We start from the raw sequence: 20208 nt of genomic DNA on the forward strand, positions 1-20208 counted from the left end.
TTCACCAACGGCGTTGTCAGTGGCCCCTCGTAGCGTCGGGGACATGACGCGAACCGCACACACCTTCGCCTACGCGGCTTCCTCCGCACTGACCGGAGACGGTACGGACCGGCTCCTCGGCCTGGAGACGGCGGGCGGCCTGACGCCCGCCGGGGCCGAAGCCCACCCCCGGTTCTTCGCCGGCTTCCTGGGCGAGCCCCAGGCCGCCGCGCGAGCGCTGTTGGCCGTCGCGGACGTGGCCGGGGCCCGCTACTTCCGGCGGACCGAGCGGGCCTCGCTCGACCCCGTGGTCACGGCCAACGGCGACCGGCTGCGCTTCGAGTCGTTCTCCGGATGCTGCGGGGTCTACGCCCGCCTCGACGTCCTGCCCGAAGCCCTCCTCGATGCCGACACCGGCCACGGCACCACGAACGTCGACGTCAACAACCCACTGCGGGAGGCACTGTCCCGACTCACCGGTGACGACCCGCTGTACCTGCGGGTCGGCCCCGACGAGCTCGCGGTCACCACCCTCGACGGGCCGGTCGTCGAGAAGAAGGTCCCGCTGCCCGACCGCTGGCTGCGCGGCTTCGCCGAATCCCAGGCCATCACCGCCGGGTTCGACCTGCGCGCCGAGCTGACCGCCGCCGAGGCGGTCCGCTACCTGCGGGCGCTTCCGCGAACCCCCTCCGGAAGTGGGGCGGCGGGCGGGCCGCTGTGGGTGGTCCCCGCGGGCCGGACGCTGCGGCCCTCCACGCGCCCCGTGCCCGGAGCGGTCTGCCTGCCCGGACCGGAGCGCCTCGCCGCCCTCCAGCGCGTGCTGCGACAGGCCACCGGCCTGCGTGTGTACGGGCCCGGGCCCCAGGGCGACGACGGCGCGCCCACCGCCTCCGCCTGGGAGGTCGCCCTGCCCGGCATGCGGCTCACGCTCACCCTCTCCCCGGAGGCGGACCGCGGCTTCTCCGGTGAGGGCAGCGTCCTGGAGGCCCTCGCCTCCGACACGGCGGGCGAGGACGCCGAGCTGGTGTCCGTCCTGCTCGCGTGGGAACCCCGTATCGACGTGGCCGACCTCGCCGACCAGTCGGGCCTTTCCGCGGAGCGGGTGCGGGCCGCCCTCACCCGTCTCGGCACGGCCGGCCGGGTCGGCTACGACCTCGCCGAAGCCGCGTACTTCCACCGCGAACTGCCGTACGACGCCCGGCGCGCCGAGCGCCACAACCCGCGGCTGGTCGCCGCCCGCGCCCTCCTGGAGCAGGATGCCGTCACCCTCGACGGTCCTGGCACGGCCGTGGTGGCGTCCGGCGAACGCCGCTACCGGGTGCGCGAGTCCGGTGGCGCCCTCAGCTGCACCTGCCAGTGGTGGGCCGACTACCGGGGCCGCCGCGGCCCCTGCAAGCACGCCCTCGCCACCCGCATGGCCCTGCGCGCCGCCACCGCCGTCACCCCGGCCGCCGTCTCCCCGACCGCCGTCACCCCGGCCCCCGCCACCACTTCCGGAGATGCTCGATGACCACCCAGCTCGACGTCCTCGCCGCCGTCCGGGCGGGCCGCACCCGTACGCTGCCCGCCCTGCTGGCGCCACTGGACCGCGCCCAGCGCCGGGACCTGCTGGCCACGCTGAAGGAGCTGCGCGGCGAACTGCGGGCCGACGGCTGGGCCCGCTGGGAGGAACGGGACCGCATCAGCCCGGCCCTGCTGGTCGCCGGCGCCGCCTGCCAGACCGGGGCCGCCGCCGCTGCCTCCTGGATCGGCGGCCGCGACATGCGCCGCTGGCGCAGACGGCCCCACGACGCCCTCGTCGAGGCGCTGGCCGACCGGGACGCCAAGTGGCTCGGCGACCTCGCCCACCGGCTCGCGGCGCGCCCCTCCACCGTCCGGGACGACTACCCGCTGATCGGCGAGCTCGTCCGCCGGGCCGGCTGCCCCGTGCCCACCACCGACGGCTGCGTCGAGGGCTGGGCGACGGCCGTAAGGGACTCCCGCGGCTCCCTCACCCACGCCCTGCGCCGGGACCCCCATCTCACCGCCTTCGTCCCGCGCCTGTTCGACACCCCCGAACCGGTCACCCCCCTGGCCTGGGCGTGCGAGCCCGACGACCCCCACCAGTGGCCCACCGCGTTGGCCACCCTCGCCGCGGAGGGACTGCTCGACCGCGCCGCCCTCCTCGACGGATGCACCGCCCGCCTGCTCCGCGGCGGCACTGCCCTCGTGCTCAAGCCCTACCGGGCCGTCCTGCGGGCCCTGCAGCCCACCGTGGAGGAGGAACGGGAGCGGACCGCCGACTGGATCGCGATCGCCGCCGACGCTCCGTCCGCCGTGGCCGGGCACGCGCAGCAGGTGGTGGCCCGGCTCGCCGCGGCCGGCCACGTCACCCCCGGCCTGCTGGCCGAGATGTCGGCCGCCGTGCTCTTCCGCCCCGAGCGGCAGCTCGTACGGGCGCAGCTGGTGCTCCTCGGCAAGACGCTCGCCCGTGACCGGTCCGCCGCGCCCGAGTTGCTGCCGGTGCTCGGCGAGGCCTTCGGCCACGCGGACACCGACATCCAGGAGCGGGCACTGAAACTGGCCGCCGCACATCTCGGCGGGGACGACCATGCGCTGCGCGCCGAATTCGCCGACCGCGCCCACCTCCTGAGTCCGGTCCACCGTGCGCGGGCGGTGGAGGCCTTCGGCGCGGACGCCGCCCCCGACGAGGACACCGGCCCGTACCAGGAGCTCCTGCCGCCGCCCCCGCTCCCCGTACCGTTCGCCCCGGCCCCGGAGACGATCACGGAGACCGTGGAGCTCGTCGCGGCCGTGGTCAACTCCCGTACCGAGACCGTCGAGGAGTTTGAGCGGGCCCTGGACGGTCTGGTCCGCCACGCACACCGCAACCGCGCAGCCCTGGCCGAGTCCCTGCGGCCCGCGCTCGCCGACCGCTACTGGCTCGACCCGGAACGCCGCCACCTCTACACCGACGAACTGTCCGGCCTGGAGCACGTAGCCGCCGCCGTCCTGGACGTCCGCCCTGCCGGGCCACCCCGGCAGGCCCTCGTCAGCTGGCGCAGCGACTGCCACCACACCGATGCGGCCGTCGCTCGTCACGCTCGCCTGGCAGAGGCCGCGCAGCGCATCGCCACCCGCCCCCTGCCCTTCCTGCTCGCCACGCCCACGCTGAGCACCGGCACCCTGGACCCGCACGTGCTCGTCGCACGGCTCACCGCATACGCCCGCCTCGGTGAGACCCCCGCCCCGGCGGACTTCGCACAGGCCCTGCTCCGCGTCCGCCGTGACGTCTCCGCCCTACCGGAAGCGGCCGCCCTGGGCACGCCCGAAGGCGACCGGCTGGCGGACTGGCTCGGCGAGGGCGGCCGGCCCGCGGCCGTCACCCGCCACACCGCGCCGGCCGAGTACCACCGGTACGGTGGCGCACCCGACCGCCATGTCCTGGACACCGGCGAACGGGCCACCGTGGTCGCGGAGTTCCCGGAGCAGTTCCGGGCCTTGGGACGTCATCGGACGGTGTCCGGCCGCTGCTGGGACGGCGGGGCCCCCGAGACCCTGATCGCGCTGCTGCCCGAGGACCGCGAGACCCTGGCGGCGTGGTCCCTCCCGGCCGTCACCTCCTGCGCCCTCGACGACGAACGCCGCGGCACGGACGTCCTGCCGGGGCTCGCCGCCGCCGGAGGCCCGGCCGGACCGGCCCTGCACCTCGCCGTCGCCACCGGGCTCGGCGCCCGGCACGCCGAGGACCGGCTCCGCGCGGTCGACAGCCTGCTCACCCTCGCGGGCCGCGGCGAGCTGGACACCGCACGCCTCGGCGCCGACCTCACCGAACTGCTGGACCTGGGCACGGTCAAGCCCAGCCGCCTCGCCGACGCGCTGCGCACCACGGCTGCGACCGGCGCCCACGGCACGACCTGGGCCGTCCTCGCCGGACTCCTCCCCGCCCTGCTCACCGGCTCCGCCGAACCGCGCGGCACGGGAGAGCTGTTGGAGACGGCCGCCGAGTGCGTGGAGCAGTGCGGGGCCGCGTCGCCGTGTCCCGCCGGACTGGACGACACCGCAGCCCGCCCCGGCCGTTCCCGGCTGGTCACCCAGGCGGCCCGCCTCCGCGACGCCCTGCACCGCAACCAGGAGGCCGACCCGCCCGGTGGTGCCTAGACCTCGGGGAGGGAAGGGTCGGGCGTCCATGAAGAGGGTGCGGTGACGGACCAACGTTCGTGGTCGCGCCAGGCCCCGTCGATGTAGAGGTACGCGGGGGAGAGGCCTTCGTAGCCGAAGCCCAGGCGCTGGACCAGGGCCAAGGACGCCTTGTTCGCCGGCTGGATGTTCGCCTCCAGTCGGTGGAGCCGCAGCTCGTCGAAGGCGTGCTTCAGGGCGGCGGTGAGCCCTTCGGCCATGTACCCCCGGCCCGCGGACGGGGCGAAAGCCGCGTAGCCGAGGGACGCGCCCTGGTAGCGGCCCCGGATGATCGAGTTGATGTTGACCATGCCGGCGGCCTCGCCGGTCTCCAGGACGCGGATCAGGAAGCCCAGGTTGGTTCCGTCGTTGAAGCGGCGCATCCAGGCCTGGAACTCCTGCGCGGTCGCGGGCAGCTGCATCCAAGGGAAGTGGAGCTCGGCGCTGGCCCTCACGAGCGAGCAGAACTCGTCCTGGTCGGCGAGGGTGAGCGGGCACAGTTCGACCCGGGACGAGGTAGGGGACATGGGCCGATGCTAGGGCCTCGTGAGGCACGCCCTACACGGGGGCCGAGGGCGCGGGTTCCCGGCGGTGCTCCAGCCAGGTGCGGCTCAGGTCTTCCCAGATCGTCTGGTACCGACCGAAGATCACGTCCAGCTGGTCGAAGGTGAGCTCGTGGGTGGCCGTGGACGCCACGAGGTATTCGAGGTCATCGGCAAGTCGCTGGAACCGGTACTGGGCTTCCTCCATCAGAACCGACCGGGAGCGCCAGTTGAAGAACGGCTCGACGGCTCCGAGCAACGTCACCAGCGCCACGCACGCCAAGGCCAGACCGGCCCACGCGTCGAGGTTCTGTAGGCCCAGGATGACGGTGGACGCGGCGGACAGGAGCAGCGTCGCCACCTTGGTGACGGAGGCACCTCGACCGAATCGCTTCTTCTTGCCGCGGGCGTAGTCGTTGCCCTGCCGGATCCTGTCCAGGAGAAAGGCGGCCGCCTCCCTCGGGCTGGGACCGACACCTGGTCCACGTTCCGGCTGCACTCCGCCTCCAGATTTCTGTCGTGATGCATCGGCTCGCTCCCCGGCAGACGCCGCCCCGACATCGTGTGGTTCCCGTGCGCGAGGGGGCAGCGGCCCGGTGCGCGTGTGGCCGTCGGCGAATCCTTTACCCGGTACGACTGTTACACCCGGGTGGGTGGACGGTCTGGCGCCAGGGTCGTCGGGTGCGGGGCATCCACCTATAACAGGGCCGTCATGTTGATCAACTGATGGGTCTTCACCATGTTGCAGACAGCCCTGCGGGTCCTCGCCGCGGTCTCCCTCATCTCGGCCGCCGCCGTCACCCCGGCGACCGCCGCTCCCGCCGCGCTCGCCGACGACCTGACTGCACCCTGTGGTCCGACCGTCGAATACCGCCCCTGGGACTGGTACCGCACGACGACCAACAAGGAGATCGACCTGGACGTCGCGTCCAGCGCGGCCGACGAGCGCTGGCAGTGGCGCAGCGACGTGAACACCCTGTGGCGCGGGGACACCCGCGAAACCGTCGACGAGATCTTCCGCACCGGGTTCACGCCCCGCGGCGACCAGGTGACCCCGCTGGCCGAGTACATCGTCAAGGGTGGCGGGCAGAGCAGCGCGCACCTGAGCACCAGCTGCGAGAAGTGGGTGGCCCAGAAGTTCGCCACCTACGGGACCGAAAAGACGGGCTGGGTCTACGAGATCTACGCACCCGGCGGCATCGACGTGAACGCCACGGCGCGCTTGAACAACTACAACTCGCCGTACCTCTGGAACAAGGAGATCGACTTCCCCGGAGGCGTCAAGGGCCAGTACATCAAGGGCGCCTGCAAGTACCACCTGACCGGCACCGACCCGGACACCAAGGTCAGCACCTGGGAGGAGCTCGGCTGCAAGGACAACGCGGGCTTCGCCCCGTACAAGGTGGACGTGGCCGCGCTCGCCGCCGCTCGCTGAGCGCACACCGGGGCTGGTCCGCGGTGCTCCGGCAGTCCGGCGGCGCCGCCGGAGCACCTGGCCCCAGCGTCACCGGCCACCGAGCGCCCCGCGCCCCGCGCCGACGGCGAGGTGTCGGGCGGTGTGTCGCCGACCGGCCCGGGCAGAATGTCGGCGAGGGGTAGGGGACAAACGCTCTCGGTCGCTCAGTCGAGACAGAACTCGTTGCCCTCGACGTCCTGCATCACGATGCACGACTCGTCGTAACCATCGGCAGTCAGGAGTCGCACGCGCACCGCGCCGAGCGCGACCAGCCGTGTGCATTCGGCCTCAAGCGCGGCCAGGCGCTCCTCACCCACGAGTCCGGTGGCGACCCGCACGTCAAGATGCACCCGATTCTTGACGACCTTGCCCTCGGGGACGTGCTGGAAGAACAGTCGCGGGCCCACACCCGAGGGATCCCTGCACACGAACTTCGAACCCTGCCGCTCGGCCGGCAGCGAGCGATCGAAGTCGTCCCACGTGGCGAACTCCGCCGGCGGCGGCGGTACGACGTACCCCAACACCTCGCACCAGAAACGAGCGACGCGCTCAGGTTCTGCGCAGTCGAAAGTGACTTGGAACTGCTTGATCGTCGACATCGCTCCACCCTAGATGATTGAGTCCAAGGGCTCGTAGCCATGGGCCGCCAGCGAGCGGTGACGCATGTCGCTGTCATCGCTCGCACAGCGCGTGCAAGGCGTGCCCGTCGTCCTGGCGGTCAGCGGAGAGCCCGCGATGCATGCTTCAGCAACTCGGAGAACGTCTCAGTCGAGGCCCGGCTGGGGAATAGCCTTGAGTCTCCAGTGACTGGAGACAACAGAGTGGGGGACATGGACGTGACGACCCTCTACTCGATCGGGGAGCTTTCCCGGCGGACCGGCTTGCCCGTGAGGACCATCCGGTTCTACTCCGATTCGGGGGTGGTAGCGCCGACCACCCGAAGTCCCGCCGGCTATCGGCTCTACGACCACGACGCACTGCTTCGTCTGGAACTCCTGCGCACACTGCGCGAGCTGGGCATGGACCTGGCCACGATTCAGCGGGTGCTGGACCGCGAGCTCTCGGTGGCGGAAGTCGCCGCGGCGCACGCTGACGCCACGGACGTCCAGATCCGGGTGCTGCAACTGCGTCGGAGCGTTCTGCGAGTCGTGGCCAGAAGCGGGTCCAACCCCGAGGAGACCAAGCTCATGCACAGGCTCACGCAGTTGTCCGGCGAGGAACGCCGACGGTTGATCGACGATTTCGTGGATGGCACCTTCGGCACAGTGGATGCCGACCCGGCCGCAGTGGCCATGGTTCGCGCTGCCACTCCCGACCTCCCCGATGATCCGTCCAGCGAGCAGGTCTCCGCGTGGGTGGAACTCGCCGAGCTGGTCGGCGACGAGGACTTCCGGGCCCGGATGCGTCGGACGGCCAGGTGCCAGGCCGCCGGGCGCACGCTCGACATCGAGAGCGATGCCGGCGATGAACTGATGGAGTTCACCCGTCAGAAGGTGGTCGAGGCCATGGAGTCGGGCATCGACCCGCTCAGCGACAGGGGTGCACCCGTCATCGACGACCTCGTGCACCGCTTCGCCGAGGTGTTCGCGCGCACCCCTGACTCGGAATTCCGGGACTGGATGGCCCAGCAGTTCAAAGAGGCGCACGATCCCCGGGTGGACCGATACTGGCGGCTGGTGTGGATCGTCAACGGCTGGCAGGTCGTACCGAACCTGATCCCGGTGTACCCCTGGCTCATCCAGGCCCTGCGAAATGATCGTGACGCGTAGTCAGCGCAGTGGGCGCCGCCCCGGATCCCTGGATGAGTCCAAGTGATCGCCTGCGGGCATGAGACGAGGGCATCCCACGTCGATGTGTGACTAACGACCTGGACACCCTCGCAACGGCACTCTGTGCCCGGATTGACGACGAGTCGAAGGCTTCGCCGTGGCTGGCGCCGTGGCGGCCTGCCGTCGGACGAGCGTCACCTGAAGTTGCTGCGGCCCGCCCGCAAGGGGGAAGCCGAGCTGGCCGGGTCACACCTGTTCAAGCCGCTGCGGCAGGTCATCGAGGCACTCACAGCGGCGATCTGGCACAACGACCTGACTGGACAGCCCATCAAGCGATCACTCACTGCCTACGATCACTGACCGCAACGACACCCCTTGGACTCATTCATCTAGTGGCGCGTACCGCTCACTGGGACCCCCGGGTGTCGTCCCCGTGCGGGCCGAGGACTCGCGCGACACGATCACCGGTACGGCGTACCCGGCGGCGAGCAGACCCGCTGCCGGCAGGGCCCAGCACGGCGCGGAGAGCCGGGTGCGTAGGTGTACTGGATCATGGCAGCGTGCTTGGACATGTGGGCTCCGGTCCGCGAACCGGGCGTATCGGCGAAGTCCCGGAGGATCGCGGCGCCTGCGCGTAACGACCCGGTCTTTCTCTTCACCCACTACAGGAGTCATCCATGACCACGTCCGCCGGCCGCACGAGGGCCACCGCATCCGCCGCCGTCATCGTCAGGGACGAGCAGGGCAGGGTGCTCATCGTCAACCCCGTCTACAAGGAGCGGTGGAACCTGCCGGGCGGTCACCTTGAGGAGGGTGAGCTCCCCACCGCCGCCGCGCGCCGCGAGGTCCGTGAGGAAATCGGCCTGGACCTCGAAATCGGGGACCTGCTCGTGTCCGCCTGGGTGACCAGGGCGGAAGGGTCTCACGTCTTCTACGTCTTCGACGGCCCCCAGCTGAGCCCGGAGCAGCAGCGGGCCATCACCCTCCAGGAGTCGGAGATCGGTGAGATCCGTTTCTGCCTGCCCGAAGACATTCCTCCCAGCATGATTCCGCCCTTCGCCCTCGGCATATGGCGCAAGGCCCTCGCGGCACGTGAGGACAAGCGCGCCGCCTACCTCGAATTCGCCCTGTAGGTGCACGCTCCACGTGCTGTCGGGCCCGGGGCCTACCGGCTGTGGTCCCCGCCGACGGAAGGACGACGGCACGAGACCACGACGCGTGCGTATGTGAAACGGTGCAGGTCAGCCCGAGTTTCGTGGGCTGGGGGCGGGCGCCCTATCCTGCCCGGGCCGCGGGCCTCCGGTCCGCGGCGGGGAGGGAATCATGGAAAGCAGAAGTACCGAAGAGGTGACGTCCGTTCGGGAGTGCCCGGAGTGCGGGGCTCCGGTCCCGGTGGACGCGAGGCACGTCGACTGGTGCGCGGCATGCGACTGGAACGTGGATCCGGGCGCACCGGACCCCGAGCCGGGCCGGATCCCTGCCGCGCGGCGCAGGCTGGCACACGCGTACGGGGAGCAGCTCGCGGCCGAGATGGAGCAGGGCGGGGGCCGGAGCGAGCCGGTGGGGCGCGATGCCGCGACCCTGTCGGCGCTCGCGCTCTCCCTGGTGGTGCACGGGGTGACCGTGGTGCTCGCGGTGACGGGGATCCTTCTCGTGGTGCTGGGCTGGGACACCGGCGTACAGCCCGTGTTGGGCGCGCTGCTGCTGGGCCTCGCCGCGGTGCTGCGGCCCCGGCCGGAGCGGCTGCCGAAGGACGCGCCGGTGCTGTACCGCGCCGATGCGCCGAAGTTGTTCGAGCTGATCGACGAGGTGGGGGCCGCGGTCGGGACGGCCGGGGTGCATGCCGTGGTGGTGACCACCGAGTCCAACGCGGCGGTGACCACGTACGGCTGGCGGGCACGCCGGATGATGCTCCTGGGCCTCGGGCTGTGGGAGATACTCCCGCCCCAGGAGCGGGTGGCGCTGCTGGGGCACGAGCTGGGGCACTTCGCCCATGGGGACACCCGGCGCGGCATCGTCACGGGAGGCGCACTGCGGGCGCTGGCCACCTGGTCCTACGTGCTGGCGCCGACCCCTCCGCGCGGCCTGCTCGACCGGTTCGTGAACGCCGTGACGTTCCTGCCCCGGTGGGCGGTCTGCGGGCTGGTCGTACTCCTCGACCACCTGACGCTGCGGGCCTCGCAACGCGCCGAGTACCTGGCCGACGTCAGCGCGGCCAAGGCCGGGTCCACGGAGGCGGCCGTCGGGTTGATGGACCGCCTGCTGATCAGTCCGGCGGTCGGTCCGGAGCTGCGCCGGGAGTCGGTGGCGGCCCACGTACGGGGTGGCTCGGCCGGGCGCGAGGCCCGCGAGCAGGCGGAGCGGGGACTGTGGGAGCGGTTGGCCCTGCGCATGGCCGCCGTACCGGAGCACGAGTACGAGCGGCTGCGCCGGGTCGCGGCCCGGCGCGGGCACAGCGTGGACAGCACCCACCCGCCGACCCACCTGCGCCGCCGGTGTGCCGCGACGGGCGGCCCGTACGCGGCGCAGGTCACGTACACCGAGGCCTGCGCGGCGGCGGTGGCACAGGAACTGGCCCCGGCCCGTACGGCACTGGCCGGCCGGGTCATCCGGGACTACGCGGGCTGATCCGCGGGCCGGCCCGGTACGCCGGAAACCCCGTGCACGTCTTACCTCGACGCAGAACAATCCAGGCCATGGGGACAGACATACACGGGTTCGTCGAATGCCGCTGGGATCGCTGGCTCGATGAGGACGACCGTAGCTGGAGCGGCGCGATCGACATCGCACACCTCTACAACGGGCGTTCGTACGCGGCCTTCGGGGCCCTGTTCGGCGTACGCGACACCACACGGTTCCGCCCCCTCGCGCATGACCGCGGCCTGCCCCCCGACGTCTCGCCGGAGACCCTCGCCGACTTCGAGTCCTGGAGCTCGGACGCGACCGCTGCCTCGTGGATCACTTGGGCGGAGCTGGCGGCCACGGACTGGGACGAGGCCGCGAACGAGGTCGACCACTGCCTCCACGAGTACCGCCGCAGCCCGGACGGGACCTGGGCGCTGCACGGCCGGAACAGCAGCCTCGCCCGCTTCGCAGAGCTCGCCGGCCCCAGTGACCCCGAGGCTCTGTACCGAGCAGGACGCATCTACCCCGAGGGCACCGAGTGGCCCGACGGCGATCGCCTCTTCCGTGTCGGCCGCCTGAGGAGGAAGGATGCCGTGCCCGACAGCGAGTGGGGCGCCGTCTGGTCGGTGATGCGCAGGCTGGCGAGCCTGCACGGCGACGAGGGCGTCCGCCTGGTCGTGTGGTTCGAAGGCTGACTCGGCCAGACCCGCGGCGCGGACCGGCGGAGCCTCACCGGACGGACCCCGCGGTCCCGGCGGCGCGGTGGGGCGGGCAGGCCGCATTCCCCGGCGCCTTGCCTTTCCCGGCACTTGCCTGCCCCGGCGCTGCCGTGGGCCCCTGATTCCTGACGAGCCACGCCGGCCTCCGGGCCGCGCCCCGTCGAGGCGCGTTCACCGAGGTGCGTTCACTGCGCGGCGGCCACGTTCTCCTTGTTGCTGCGCGCGGCGCGCTCGTCGGCGGCGGCCAGCCAGAAGAAGACCGGGGGCAGGCCGAGTTCGATCGCCGTCAGCACGATCTGGAACCAGTGCGGCCAGCCGTCCACGGCGAGCGAGAGTAGCCGGCCCATGCCGCCCAGCAGGAAAACGCCGGCCAGCCAGCGCACCGCCTGAGCCGGGATCGGCCGCTGCCGCGCGGCCCACAGCCACGCCAGCCCGTAGCCGACGAAGCTGGCTCCCATGAACCGGCCCCAGCTGTCGACCGTCGTGCCGGCGGAACCGGCTCCGGGGATCGCCGCGTTGCCGAGGAGCACGTGGTACAGGCCGATCGCCACGCTGGACCAGCCCATCAGCTGTGTGAGTGTGCGCAGGGTCCTTGCCATGATCCCTCCGAGCCTTCTCGGTGGAGCCTAGTTGACATGTGTCTACTAGGCTGGACGCACTAGTAGACACATGTCAAGTAGTGTTCGCTCGTGCCGTCCCGCCAACGACTCAGCCCCGCCGACCGCCGCGCCCAGCTCCTCGCCGTCGGAGCACGGCTCTTCGCCGCGCGCCCGTACGACGGTGTCCTGATGGAGGAGGTGGCCGAAGAGGCCGGCGTCTCACGAGCCCTGCTCTACCGTCACTTCTCCAGCAAACAGGACCTCTTCGCGGCCGTTTACCAACAAGCGGCGGACCAGTTGCTCGCCGAGACCCGGCTCGACCCCGCCGACTCCTTGGTCGAGCAGCTCGTCCAGGGGATGGAGGTCCATCTCGACTACTTCGTGGCGAACCGGCATGCCGTCCTCGCCGCGAACCGGGTCCTGGCGGGCGATCCCGTGATCCAGACGATCATGACGAACGAGCTGGACGCACTCCGTACGCGGCTACTGGCCGTACTCCCACTCACGGACGAGGGCGGCCGCGAGGCCGTGTCCGGCGTCCTGAAGAGCTGGCTGGTCTTCGTCCAGGTCCTCTGCATCGACTGGCTCACCCACGAGACCTGTACCCGCACCCAGTTGCGCGACGTGTGCATCGGCGCGGTCCTCGGCGCCCTCCGACCGCTGCTCGCCGAGGACCCCGCCCCCGACTGGCCGCCGCCACGGCGGCCCGACGCGGGCGCCTGATTCGGAACCCCTTGGCGTGTCCTGCACGGCGACGGGGCCTGCGCGCGCGAGTGACCCCCTCTCGACACGGGTGGGTCAGAGCCACTGGGCCCGGCCGAAGGTCGCGATGTGTGCCCGCTCCCTCGCCTTCCAGCCCCGTACGCCGCGTCGGCGGACGACGGCGAAAGCCGGCGCGCACCGGGCCGCGAACGAGCCGCCGATGATCAACGGCCATTCGGGCCCAGCCGGCCCGGCCCACCTGCGCCGCCGTCACAGCTTGAACAGCACTCCCCGCCAGGTCCAGCCCGCGCCGAGGACGACTCGCTGCAGGGGGTTCCTCATGTCCTGCGAGCTGAAGCGGAACGTCTCGGCTTTGTGTCGGCGGCCGTCCGGCCCCTTGGTGGTCTCCCACTGCCTGAACACCTTGTTGGCCGGTCCGCGGCCGTACTGCCTACGGGCGCTGTCGGCCGTGGGTTCCCATTGCTCCTCCAGGACGCGCACCTCGTGCGCCGCAGGGTCCAGGCGCATCCGGGTCTTGAGGGTCAGGTCCAGCGCCGGATATTCGAATTCCGCCACCAGGTCGGCGCCTTCCTTCGGGGTGCCCTCGCGCACGACGAACCGTACGCCCGGGCCGTTGAGCGCGAGCAGCGCAGCCCGGACCTCCGGGGCGGGCCGTGCGCCGACACCGTGGCGCGGGTACCTGGTCCCGGTCCACCTGTCCGTGAGGCGGCCCATGGCTAGGCCCCCGCCGCGGAGTCCGGGCGCACGCTGCGGACGAATTCCTGGAACTCGCCCAGGACCGCGTCGTGTTGAGCAGCGGTGGCGGTCAAGGCCAGCCGGACCACCGCACGCTTGCGCGGATCCGCGACGTCCTGCAGGGACAGGTACACCTGGGACTGGACGAGGTCGCGGCGAGCGTCGCCGACGACGGCCGAGAGGGCCACGCGCTGGGTCAGGGCCGGTGCGTCCGGGGAGCCGACCTCGTGGCGGTCGGTCACCTCCGCCGAGTCGGCGGCACGGCGCAGTCGCTCCGCCGACTCGTCGGCGAGCCCGGCCAGAGTGTCGGTCTCCGTCAGGAAACCGCCGTCGACGGCGATGCTGGCGGCGAACCCGGCATCCGGACGGGGGTGTACCGCGGCGAAGGCCACACCCTCGGCGTCGACCTCGTTCGGCTTGGCCGGGAGCCAACCTTCCGGCAACCGGAATTCGATGGGCACGGGCAGTTCTGCGGGCATTTCAGAGCCCCCTTTCCACGGAAACGTACATCAGTCGAACAAGCCGGCCAAGGCGTCAGCGGCGTCGCCGACGGCCTCAGAAACCTTGTGCGGATCGATGGTGATTTCGAGTCCCACCTTGCCGCCGACGAGGGGGGAGAGACCCGCGTCGCCGCCGAGCTTCCACACGCCGGTTTCCTTGTCCTTCTTGTAACCCCACCAGGCTTCCGCACCGGGGCCCGCCCATCCTTCGGCGTTCACACCGACGCCCAATCCGAAAGCCTCGGCACCGCCGGCGAGGGTCCCCTTGGCGCCCACGAACCCCTTCGCGCCGACGGTAACCTCCTCCTTGGTCGCCTTGGCGGTGAGGCTGCCCTCGATGCCCGCGAACCCCTCCGCCCGCGCGTACTGCCCGACGTAGCCGTACTCGGCCCGACCCTCGGCCAGTGCCCGTACTCCCGCGGACGCCTCGGCCTTGGAGACGAACCCCTGGTCGGTGAATCCGAAGTTCGCGGTGGCTCGGCCCCCGCCGTAGGCGTCGGCGACCCCGGAGAGCTTCAGGTCCCCCTCGGACATCGATCCCTGCGCGGTTTCGTGGAAGACGTCTGCGTACGCCTTGGCCGAGGCCTCCTTACCGTACTTGGGCCCGCTGAAGGTGTGGCCGGTCTTGTCCTCTTTCGTCCCGGCGCTGGATCGGTCGGGCTTCATGGCCTTGGCCAGGTCGCCTTCAGCGCCGGCGTTGAACCCGCTGAGGGTCTCGTCGGCGCCCTTGCCGAAAGCGTCCTTGTTGCTGTCGGCACTGGCCCGCCCGAGGGCGGTCTTGACGCCCTCATCGAGCTCGGCGATGGCCTTCACACGGTCGTCGATGTGGTTCTGCCACTTGGTGACGGCGGTGCGTATGGATGCTTCACCATCGGGATCGTGGTGGTAGGCGCTGCGCTCGGCAGGCGTGAGTTTGGCGTAGTCGAAGGCGACTTGGCCCTGCGCGGAGACGGTCATGCCGGCGGCCATCGCGTCGTCCCGGGCGCTTTCGAGCTTCTTCCTGAGCTCAGTGAACTTCTCGTGGGCCCCCCGCAGCAGACTGGCGATGGCCTTGGCCTGGATCTGTGCGGCGGAGAACTCGTAGCGGGTTCCCGCGAAAGTCGAGTGGGCAACCCCGGAGCTGACACCCGCCCAGTTCCCGCCCGTGGTGATCTTCTGGACGCTTTCCCCGTAGCGGGTCTCGACCTTGTTCAGCTCACCCGCCATCTCCTCCCACTTGGACGCGGCGGTCGTCAGCACACCCAGATCGGTGGTCATGGCTTTGTCGTACTTCAGCACCGCAGCCCCCTACAGACCGTTCCACTTCGACCTCTTGAACGGTCAACACCCTCGCGGAATCTGATCATATGCACGGCGGTTGCCGAAGCCCCTCAGCGTGGGTTCCAGGGGCGTGTCATCTCCACCAGCACGTCGTGGGGCCAGGTGCCGTGCTCGAAGAAGTGCTCCACGGCCCGGCAGGCGACGGGGAAGGGGACGGTTTCCCTGTCGGAGTACGTGTCGATCTGCCCGCTGGAGCGAAGGTATCCGCCAGAGACGCCCTCGCCGCGCGGATCGACCAGGTGCTCCCCGGGGCCGCCTGCACCGTCCGTCAGGGCGACCATCGCGCGCTCACCATTGGTCACCACGGAGAGGAGGCGGCCCCGGCCGTCCTCGAACCACGTCTCCTGGCTCGCCCAGTCCAGCCTACGGATGAGCAACGACCGGGCTTGCGCACCGGAGTAGCCGTCAGATGCGTGGCCCTGCATGCGCCAGCGCTGGGGTACGGCCATGGGATCCTCCGATTCGGGTTGCCCGGTACGGATCCGCAGACGGGCCGGTTCTCCCACCCGAAATTCTGCGGTACGCCCCGGCTCGATGAGTACGAGGACGAGGTGCCTTGAGTACGTCCGCGCAGGCGGGCCGGGGTCCGGGGCTGCTTGGCTGTGCCCGTGCGCGAAACGATCACAGCCCCGACCGCCGCCCGCCCCACCGAGGCCTTGGGCGCAGAAGGGGTGTCGGTGTGGACGACGGCATCGACGGTGGCTCTGATCCTCGTGGCCTTCTTCTTCGGCGCCCTCGCCGCGATGGCGACGGACGCCCACCCCCGGACCGTTGCGGTCACCACGGCCTTCTGGTGGGCGTCCTGGACGGCCACCCCGCTGCTCGTGGTGGTCTCCCGGCTGTTCCCCGGCCGCCCCGCACTGGCCAGAGGGCGCCGTTGGGCCGGGCGCGCCGCGCTGCTCCCGCCCGTGGTCGTGATCCTGCTGACGCTCACCCTGTAGCCGACGGGCGCGGTGTCCCCTCCCGGGACGGGCCAGCGGATCCCGCCCCGCTTCGATCCGGCAGCGCGGCATCGAGCCGCGTCAGTTCCTCCGTGCTCAGCTTGAGGTCCGCTGCCCCTGCGGAGTCGGTGATGGAGGCCGGGCGGCTGGCTCCCGGTACCGGGATCACCGCGGGGGAGCGGGCGAGCAGCCATGCCAGGGCGATCTGCTGCGGACTGACGCCACGGTCGTCCGCGACGCGGTGGAAGGGGGTGCCGACCGAGGTGGGGCCGCAGGGGCCGTCGAGGGAGCTGCGCGCGATGCCGCCCAGCGGGCTCCACGGCAGGAAGGCCAGGCCCAGCCGTGTGCTCAGCTGCAGCTCGGCTTCGCTGTCGCGGACTGCCGGCGAGTACTGGTTCTGTACGGAGGCGAGCCCGTCGCCCAGGATCGCGTGTGCTTCGCGGATCTGGGCGGTGGTGACGTTGGAGATGCCGGCGGCGCGGATCGTGCCGGCGTCGAGCAGCTCGCGCAGCGCGCCGACGGACTCCGCCCAGGGCACGGCGGGGTCCGGCTTGTGCAACTGGTAGAGGCCGATCGCGTCGAGGGCCAGGCGCTTGGCGGAGGCCTCGGCAGCTCGCCTGAGATGCTCCGGGGTGGCGTTGACGGTCCAACTGCCGTCGCCGGGTCGGCCGCGGCCGCCCTTGGTGGCGACCACGATGCCGGAGGTGTCGCCGCCGTAGCGGGCCAGGGCGCGGGCGATCAGCAGCTCGTTGTGGCCGGCCTCGCCGGCGTGCCAGTGGTAGCTGTCGGCGGTGTCGATGAGCGTGACGCCCGCGTCGAGGGCGGCGTGGAGGGTGGTGATGGCCCGAGTCTCGTCCGGACGTCGTTCGATGGACAGGGGCATGGCGCCCAGGCCGATGGCGCTGACGGCGGTGCCTGCGATGGTGCGGTACTGCATGGCGGATCCGTTCGTCAGGCGGTAGGTGTGGGAACGGGTGTGGGTGCCGGCGTCGGTGTCGGTTCGGTGTCCAGGACTTCGGTGTCCAGGACTTCGGCGCCGAGCGCTTCGGCAACGGCGCCGGGCAGCCAGTCGGTGGTACGGGAGAAGGCGAAGCCCAGTTCCCTGGCGCGGGTGTTGCTCATGGCGTAATGGCGGTCGAAGGAGAACGGCGAAGCCTCCGCGCCTGCCGGGACGGTCCGGTGGACGGGCTCCCGTCCGGCCGACGCGCCGATGATCGCGGTGAGGCCGTGTACGTCGAGCGGGCCGTCGGAACAGGCGTTGAGCGGACCGGTGAAGTCGGCCGTGGCCGCCCACAGCAGCAGGCCCGCCAGCTCTTCGTAGTGGATGAACACCGTGGGCAGGGCCCTCGCGTGCACAGTGATCTCTTCGCCCCGGCGGATGCGCTCGACGTAGTGCGCGAGCCGGCCGGTGAATTCATGCGCGCCGCCGCCGAGTACGTGCGCGCTGCGTACCGAGGCGAACGCGAAGCCGCCGGCGCGGGTGAGGACGGCCTCTGCTTGGCGCTTGCCTTCGGCGTAGTGCGCCTCCAGGTACGCGTCGTCGTGCCAGGGAAGGTCCGTGGCCACCACCCAGGCGGCCGGGTCGACGGTCTCCTCCGCCGCCGCAGTGCCCGGCGGTACGGCCGGCAGTGCTGCGGTCGCCGGGTCGTAGACCTCGATCGTCGACGTCATGACGTAGCGCCGGGTGCGGCCGGCGAAGGCTCGGGCGGCGATGGCGGCTTGCACGGGGGTGTAGCAGATCTGATCGACCACCACGTCGAAGGCGCGGGAGCCGAGCGCGGCCGACAGGGCGGCCTCGTCATTGCGGTCGACGACGAGGTGCTCCACACCGGCAGGCGGCGGGGTGGAGCCGCGGTTGATCACAGTGACCTGGTGGCCCGCCGCGTGCAGGCGTTCCACCAGGAGCTTTCCGAAGTACCGGCTTCCGCCGATGACGCAGATCCTTTGCATGCCCCCCATCCTGGACACGTGTCGTCATCAGCAGAAGTGATCATTTACTGAACGAGTGGTAAGGCGGACTGTTGACCTGATCGAGGTCGAGGTGCGGCCCAGGCCGGGTGCGCAGCACGACCTGTCGCTGTCCGGCCGGCACCGCGCGACTCAGGTCACCGGTTCGGCCTCGATCTCGATCACCCGTGCCGGCCCCGCCCTGAACGCCGGGCTGGCGGCGTCAGCGGCAACCATGTGCGCGGTGACGTCGTGGGCGGCCAATGCATCCCGCGACGCCCAGAGCTCGGCGAGGACGAACCGGTCCGGATCGTCGACCACCCGGTGCAGGTCGTACTGCAGGCACCCCTGCTCGGCCCGCACGAGCGGCGCGAGTCGCTCGAAGGCATCGACCTGTTCCTGGCCGCGGCCCGCAAGGGTGGTGATCAGTATGTGAAGTCGTACGGGCTGTGGCATGCGTGCGAGCGTAGATCAGCGGGCGTGGCTGGGGAACCGGGGTCTCACCAGGCAAGCACCGGCGGCACGGCCCGCCCGATGGCCGGCTCACCAACCCGATGGACTCGGCTACTTCGGGCGCCCCCGCCACCGCCTCACGTGCGTCGGCGGGGTCCCGGCCAGGGGTAGCCGAGCTGCTCGGCGAACTCCGTCGAACCGCCGCAGACCCGGGCGACCTCGCGCGGGTCCTCCGCCGTGAGACGCGCCTCAAGGCGCTCTGCTTGATCGGCCGGGTCATCCCCGGAGATCGGAAGGGTCATGTGGAACTGGAGCCAGGGACGGTCCTCCCGGATCGCGGAACGGCCGGGATGGAACAGGAAGACGTTGATCCGGTCCGGTTCCCAGTGCCAGGCCGAGACGGCTCCCAGTTCGCACTCCCAGGTCGTCAGCCGGCCGACGTCCTCCCGGAGCCTCTCCTCCAGAAGCCTGGCGACCGTTCGGGCCGGCCACTCCCAGCCGTGGTCCGTCGAAGCCCGCCGGACCTCCGCCTCGTACGGGTCGACCTCGAACCGAAGCTCTGGGAGATCGAGGTCTTCGTCGTCCGGGTTGCGCCAGTCGCTCCAGATCACGTACTGACCTTCGCGCCTGATGGTCACGTAGACGGCGCCGCAGCATCCTTCCGTGCACCCGGCCTCGGCGAGCCGAACCTCGCGTGGGGTGGCCGCCGCGCGGAGCGGCGCATCCGGCCCCAAGAGGTACCGAGGGTCGACTGCCGGGCCCTCGGTGAACACGTCGGCCAGGACGTCCAGCCCGTTGATGAACGGTCGGCATTCCACGGAGCCTTGTCAATCGCCGAGCGGTGGCACGGCGATGCGGAGGGACAGCAGATGCGGATGCGCATGCGGTTCTGTGGTCATCGGCTGATGGTCGCGGAGTCAGCGGCAGTTGTCCTACGGGATTATCGGCGTTCGGGGTTCGGCTGCCCGACGCGGTACCTTCGCGCGGCTGACCGTGTAGCCCGCCTTCGCCGTGCGGTCCCTGCTCGGCCGAGCAGGACCGGATCCGCCGGTTCGCCGATCCCGGGCCGTACCCCGAGACCGCTCCGCCCAGAAGCCCGGGGCGGGCGACCGTGACCCGCCCGGCGCCAGCGGACCGTCTTCGTACCCCTTGATCAGCACCCGTCGCCGAGGTTGATTCCCGCCGCGGCGGCCGAGTAGACGGCGTACAGCTGGATCAGTTCCAGCGGGACCGCCAGAACGCTGAACCACACGGTGGTACCGGCGAGAAGGCCCGGCCAGGTCTCCCCGAGCCGAACGCCGTACCGCCCGCGGAGCCGCCGTGCGAGCAACACACACACCGCCACCGCGGCCAGGCCGAGTCCCAGACCGGTCCACGCGGCGGCGTACTCCGTCATAGGGAAGGGCAGGTGCCGGCAGGCGGCGATCTGCCGGTCGGCCCAGTCGTACCCGATCTCCTGCGTGTGCAGGGAAGCGGCCACACCGGCGACGATCAGGAGCGGCACCAACAGCCCCGCCGTCACGGTGCCCGGCGTGACGGCACGCGGGCGCGCCGTGCCGTCGCTCGTGGCGGGGGAGGACGAGGTGGTGGCCATCAGTACCGATCCGGTTCCGGGCGGATGGTGCGGATGCGCCGCTCGCCCCCGTTCCCGTTCGCCTGTTCGCAGAAGATGATGCCAGCGGACCGGGACCAGGACCACGCCGGCGGCGGTGACGACGACACGAGGTCCCCGTTCGGTTCCC

Annotated in this window: 22 protein-coding genes and 1 pseudogene; 10 read left to right on the forward strand and 13 right to left on the reverse strand. The window is 71.4% G+C overall.

Annotation, left to right across the window (positions count from 1 at the left end; genetic code table 11):
* Window positions 1–43: 43 nt before the first annotated feature.
* Together OHA65_RS37360 and OHA65_RS37365 are read left to right on the forward strand one after the other, a co-directional pair.
* A complete protein-coding gene (locus OHA65_RS37360; RefSeq protein WP_331736361.1) occupies window positions 44–1489 on the forward strand; it encodes an SWIM zinc finger family protein in 1446 nt (481 codons plus the stop codon).
* Window positions 1486–4119: a DUF6493 family protein gene (locus OHA65_RS37365; RefSeq protein ID WP_331736363.1), complete on the forward strand. Its 2634-nt coding sequence runs from the start codon at window positions 1486–1488 to the stop codon at window positions 4117–4119. Before OHA65_RS37360 ends, OHA65_RS37365 begins: the two co-directional genes overlap by 4 nt.
* Here OHA65_RS37365 and OHA65_RS37370 read toward each other — a convergent pair.
* Both OHA65_RS37370 and OHA65_RS37375 read right to left on the reverse strand, forming a co-directional pair.
* Window positions 4116–4664, reverse strand: a complete 549-nt coding sequence (locus OHA65_RS37370; protein WP_327286292.1) for a GNAT family N-acetyltransferase — start codon at window positions 4662–4664, stop codon at window positions 4116–4118. The genes OHA65_RS37365 and OHA65_RS37370 overlap by 4 nt on opposite strands.
* Window positions 4665–4695: 31 nt before the next feature.
* Complete coding sequence (locus tag OHA65_RS37375; protein ID WP_331736365.1) at window positions 4696–5178, reverse strand: SLATT domain-containing protein; 483 nt, start codon at window positions 5176–5178, stop codon at window positions 4696–4698.
* A gap of 240 nt (window positions 5179–5418) precedes the next feature.
* Between OHA65_RS37375 and OHA65_RS37380 the strand changes: the two genes are divergently transcribed.
* Window positions 5419–6114 carry a hypothetical protein gene (locus OHA65_RS37380; protein WP_328765573.1) on the forward strand — a complete coding sequence of 232 codons (696 nt, stop codon included), beginning with the start codon at window positions 5419–5421 and terminating at the stop codon, window positions 6112–6114.
* Window positions 6115–6299: 185 nt separating this feature from the next.
* Here the strand turns inward: OHA65_RS37380 and OHA65_RS37385 are convergent, their stop codons facing one another.
* Window positions 6300–6734: a VOC family protein gene (locus tag OHA65_RS37385; protein WP_327286295.1), complete on the reverse strand. Its 435-nt coding sequence runs from the start codon at window positions 6732–6734 to the stop codon at window positions 6300–6302.
* A 231-nt stretch (window positions 6735–6965) separates the two neighbouring features.
* Here OHA65_RS37385 and OHA65_RS37390 point away from each other — a divergent pair, with 231 nt between their 5' ends.
* The 5 genes and pseudogenes from OHA65_RS37390 (at window position 6966) to OHA65_RS37410 (ending at window position 11224) form a co-directional block, all read left to right on the forward strand.
* Window positions 6966–7904 carry a MerR family transcriptional regulator gene (locus tag OHA65_RS37390; RefSeq protein WP_331736367.1) on the forward strand — a complete coding sequence of 313 codons (939 nt, stop codon included), beginning with the start codon at window positions 6966–6968 and terminating at the stop codon, window positions 7902–7904.
* Between the two features lie 198 nt (window positions 7905–8102).
* A pseudogene (locus OHA65_RS37395) lies at window positions 8103–8264 on the forward strand (IS982 family transposase); the annotation flags it as partial.
* A 317-nt stretch (window positions 8265–8581) separates the two neighbouring features.
* Window positions 8582–9037 (forward strand): NUDIX hydrolase, encoded by a 456-nt coding sequence (locus tag OHA65_RS37400; RefSeq protein WP_327286297.1) that lies wholly within the window; start codon window positions 8582–8584, stop codon window positions 9035–9037.
* A 190-nt stretch (window positions 9038–9227) separates the two neighbouring features.
* Entirely contained in the window at window positions 9228–10532 is a 1305-nt protein-coding gene (locus OHA65_RS37405) for a M48 family metallopeptidase (protein WP_327286298.1), read from the forward strand.
* 68 nt (window positions 10533–10600) lie between these two features.
* Complete coding sequence (locus OHA65_RS37410; protein ID WP_327286299.1) at window positions 10601–11224, forward strand: hypothetical protein; 624 nt, start codon at window positions 10601–10603, stop codon at window positions 11222–11224.
* A gap of 209 nt (window positions 11225–11433) precedes the next feature.
* Here OHA65_RS37410 and OHA65_RS37415 read toward each other — a convergent pair whose 3' ends face one another.
* The gene (locus OHA65_RS37415) at window positions 11434–11847 is read right to left on the reverse strand and encodes a DUF4345 domain-containing protein (RefSeq protein ID WP_327286300.1); all 414 of its coding nucleotides are present in this window, start codon (window positions 11845–11847) and stop codon (window positions 11434–11436) included.
* Between the two features lie 90 nt (window positions 11848–11937).
* Here OHA65_RS37415 and OHA65_RS37420 point away from each other — a divergent pair, with 90 nt between their 5' ends.
* Window positions 11938–12570 carry a helix-turn-helix domain-containing protein gene (locus tag OHA65_RS37420; RefSeq protein ID WP_327286301.1) on the forward strand — a complete coding sequence of 211 codons (633 nt, stop codon included), beginning with the start codon at window positions 11938–11940 and terminating at the stop codon, window positions 12568–12570.
* 249 nt (window positions 12571–12819) lie between these two features.
* Here the strand turns inward: OHA65_RS37420 and OHA65_RS37425 are convergent, their stop codons facing one another.
* The 4 genes from OHA65_RS37425 to OHA65_RS37440 all read right to left on the reverse strand — a co-directional run bounded on the left by OHA65_RS37425 (window position 12820) and on the right by OHA65_RS37440 (window position 15574).
* On the reverse strand, window positions 12820–13284 hold the full coding sequence (locus OHA65_RS37425) for a hypothetical protein (protein WP_327286302.1): 465 nt from the start codon (window positions 13282–13284) through the stop codon (window positions 12820–12822).
* 2 nt (window positions 13285–13286) lie between these two features.
* On the reverse strand, window positions 13287–13784 hold the full coding sequence (locus OHA65_RS37430) for a hypothetical protein (protein WP_329316825.1): 498 nt from the start codon (window positions 13782–13784) through the stop codon (window positions 13287–13289).
* Between the two features lie 30 nt (window positions 13785–13814).
* Window positions 13815–15062, reverse strand: coding sequence for a hypothetical protein (locus tag OHA65_RS37435; RefSeq protein WP_405763571.1), 1248 nt, complete (start codon window positions 15060–15062; stop codon window positions 13815–13817).
* Window positions 15063–15175: 113 nt separating this feature from the next.
* Complete coding sequence (locus OHA65_RS37440) at window positions 15176–15574, reverse strand: hypothetical protein (protein WP_327286305.1); 399 nt, start codon at window positions 15572–15574, stop codon at window positions 15176–15178.
* Window positions 15575–15733: 159 nt separating this feature from the next.
* On the opposite strand from OHA65_RS37440, the gene OHA65_RS37445 reads away from it, so the two are divergent.
* A complete protein-coding gene (locus OHA65_RS37445) occupies window positions 15734–16066 on the forward strand; it encodes a hypothetical protein (RefSeq protein ID WP_329316829.1) in 333 nt (110 codons plus the stop codon).
* On the opposite strand, the gene OHA65_RS37450 is transcribed toward OHA65_RS37445, so the two are convergent.
* The 5 genes from OHA65_RS37450 to OHA65_RS37470 form a co-directional block, all read right to left on the reverse strand.
* On the reverse strand, window positions 16056–17003 hold the full coding sequence (locus OHA65_RS37450; RefSeq protein WP_327286307.1) for an aldo/keto reductase: 948 nt from the start codon (window positions 17001–17003) through the stop codon (window positions 16056–16058). The genes OHA65_RS37445 and OHA65_RS37450 overlap by 11 nt on opposite strands.
* Before the next feature lie 14 nt (window positions 17004–17017).
* Window positions 17018–18016, reverse strand: coding sequence for an NAD-dependent epimerase/dehydratase family protein (locus OHA65_RS37455; RefSeq protein WP_327286308.1), 999 nt, complete (start codon window positions 18014–18016; stop codon window positions 17018–17020).
* Window positions 18017–18166: 150 nt separating this feature from the next.
* A complete protein-coding gene (locus OHA65_RS37460; protein ID WP_331729965.1) occupies window positions 18167–18469 on the reverse strand; it encodes a putative quinol monooxygenase in 303 nt (100 codons plus the stop codon).
* 134 nt (window positions 18470–18603) lie between these two features.
* Window positions 18604–19284 carry a hypothetical protein gene (locus OHA65_RS37465; protein ID WP_331729967.1) on the reverse strand — a complete coding sequence of 227 codons (681 nt, stop codon included), beginning with the start codon at window positions 19282–19284 and terminating at the stop codon, window positions 18604–18606.
* A gap of 335 nt (window positions 19285–19619) precedes the next feature.
* The gene (locus OHA65_RS37470) at window positions 19620–20060 is read right to left on the reverse strand and encodes a hypothetical protein (protein WP_329316832.1); all 441 of its coding nucleotides are present in this window, start codon (window positions 20058–20060) and stop codon (window positions 19620–19622) included.
* Between the last annotated feature and the right edge of the window lie 148 nt (window positions 20061–20208).

It is taken from the genome of Streptomyces sp. NBC_00045 (assembly GCF_045041095.1).
Lineage (GTDB): Bacteria > Actinomycetota > Actinomycetes > Streptomycetales > Streptomycetaceae > Streptomyces.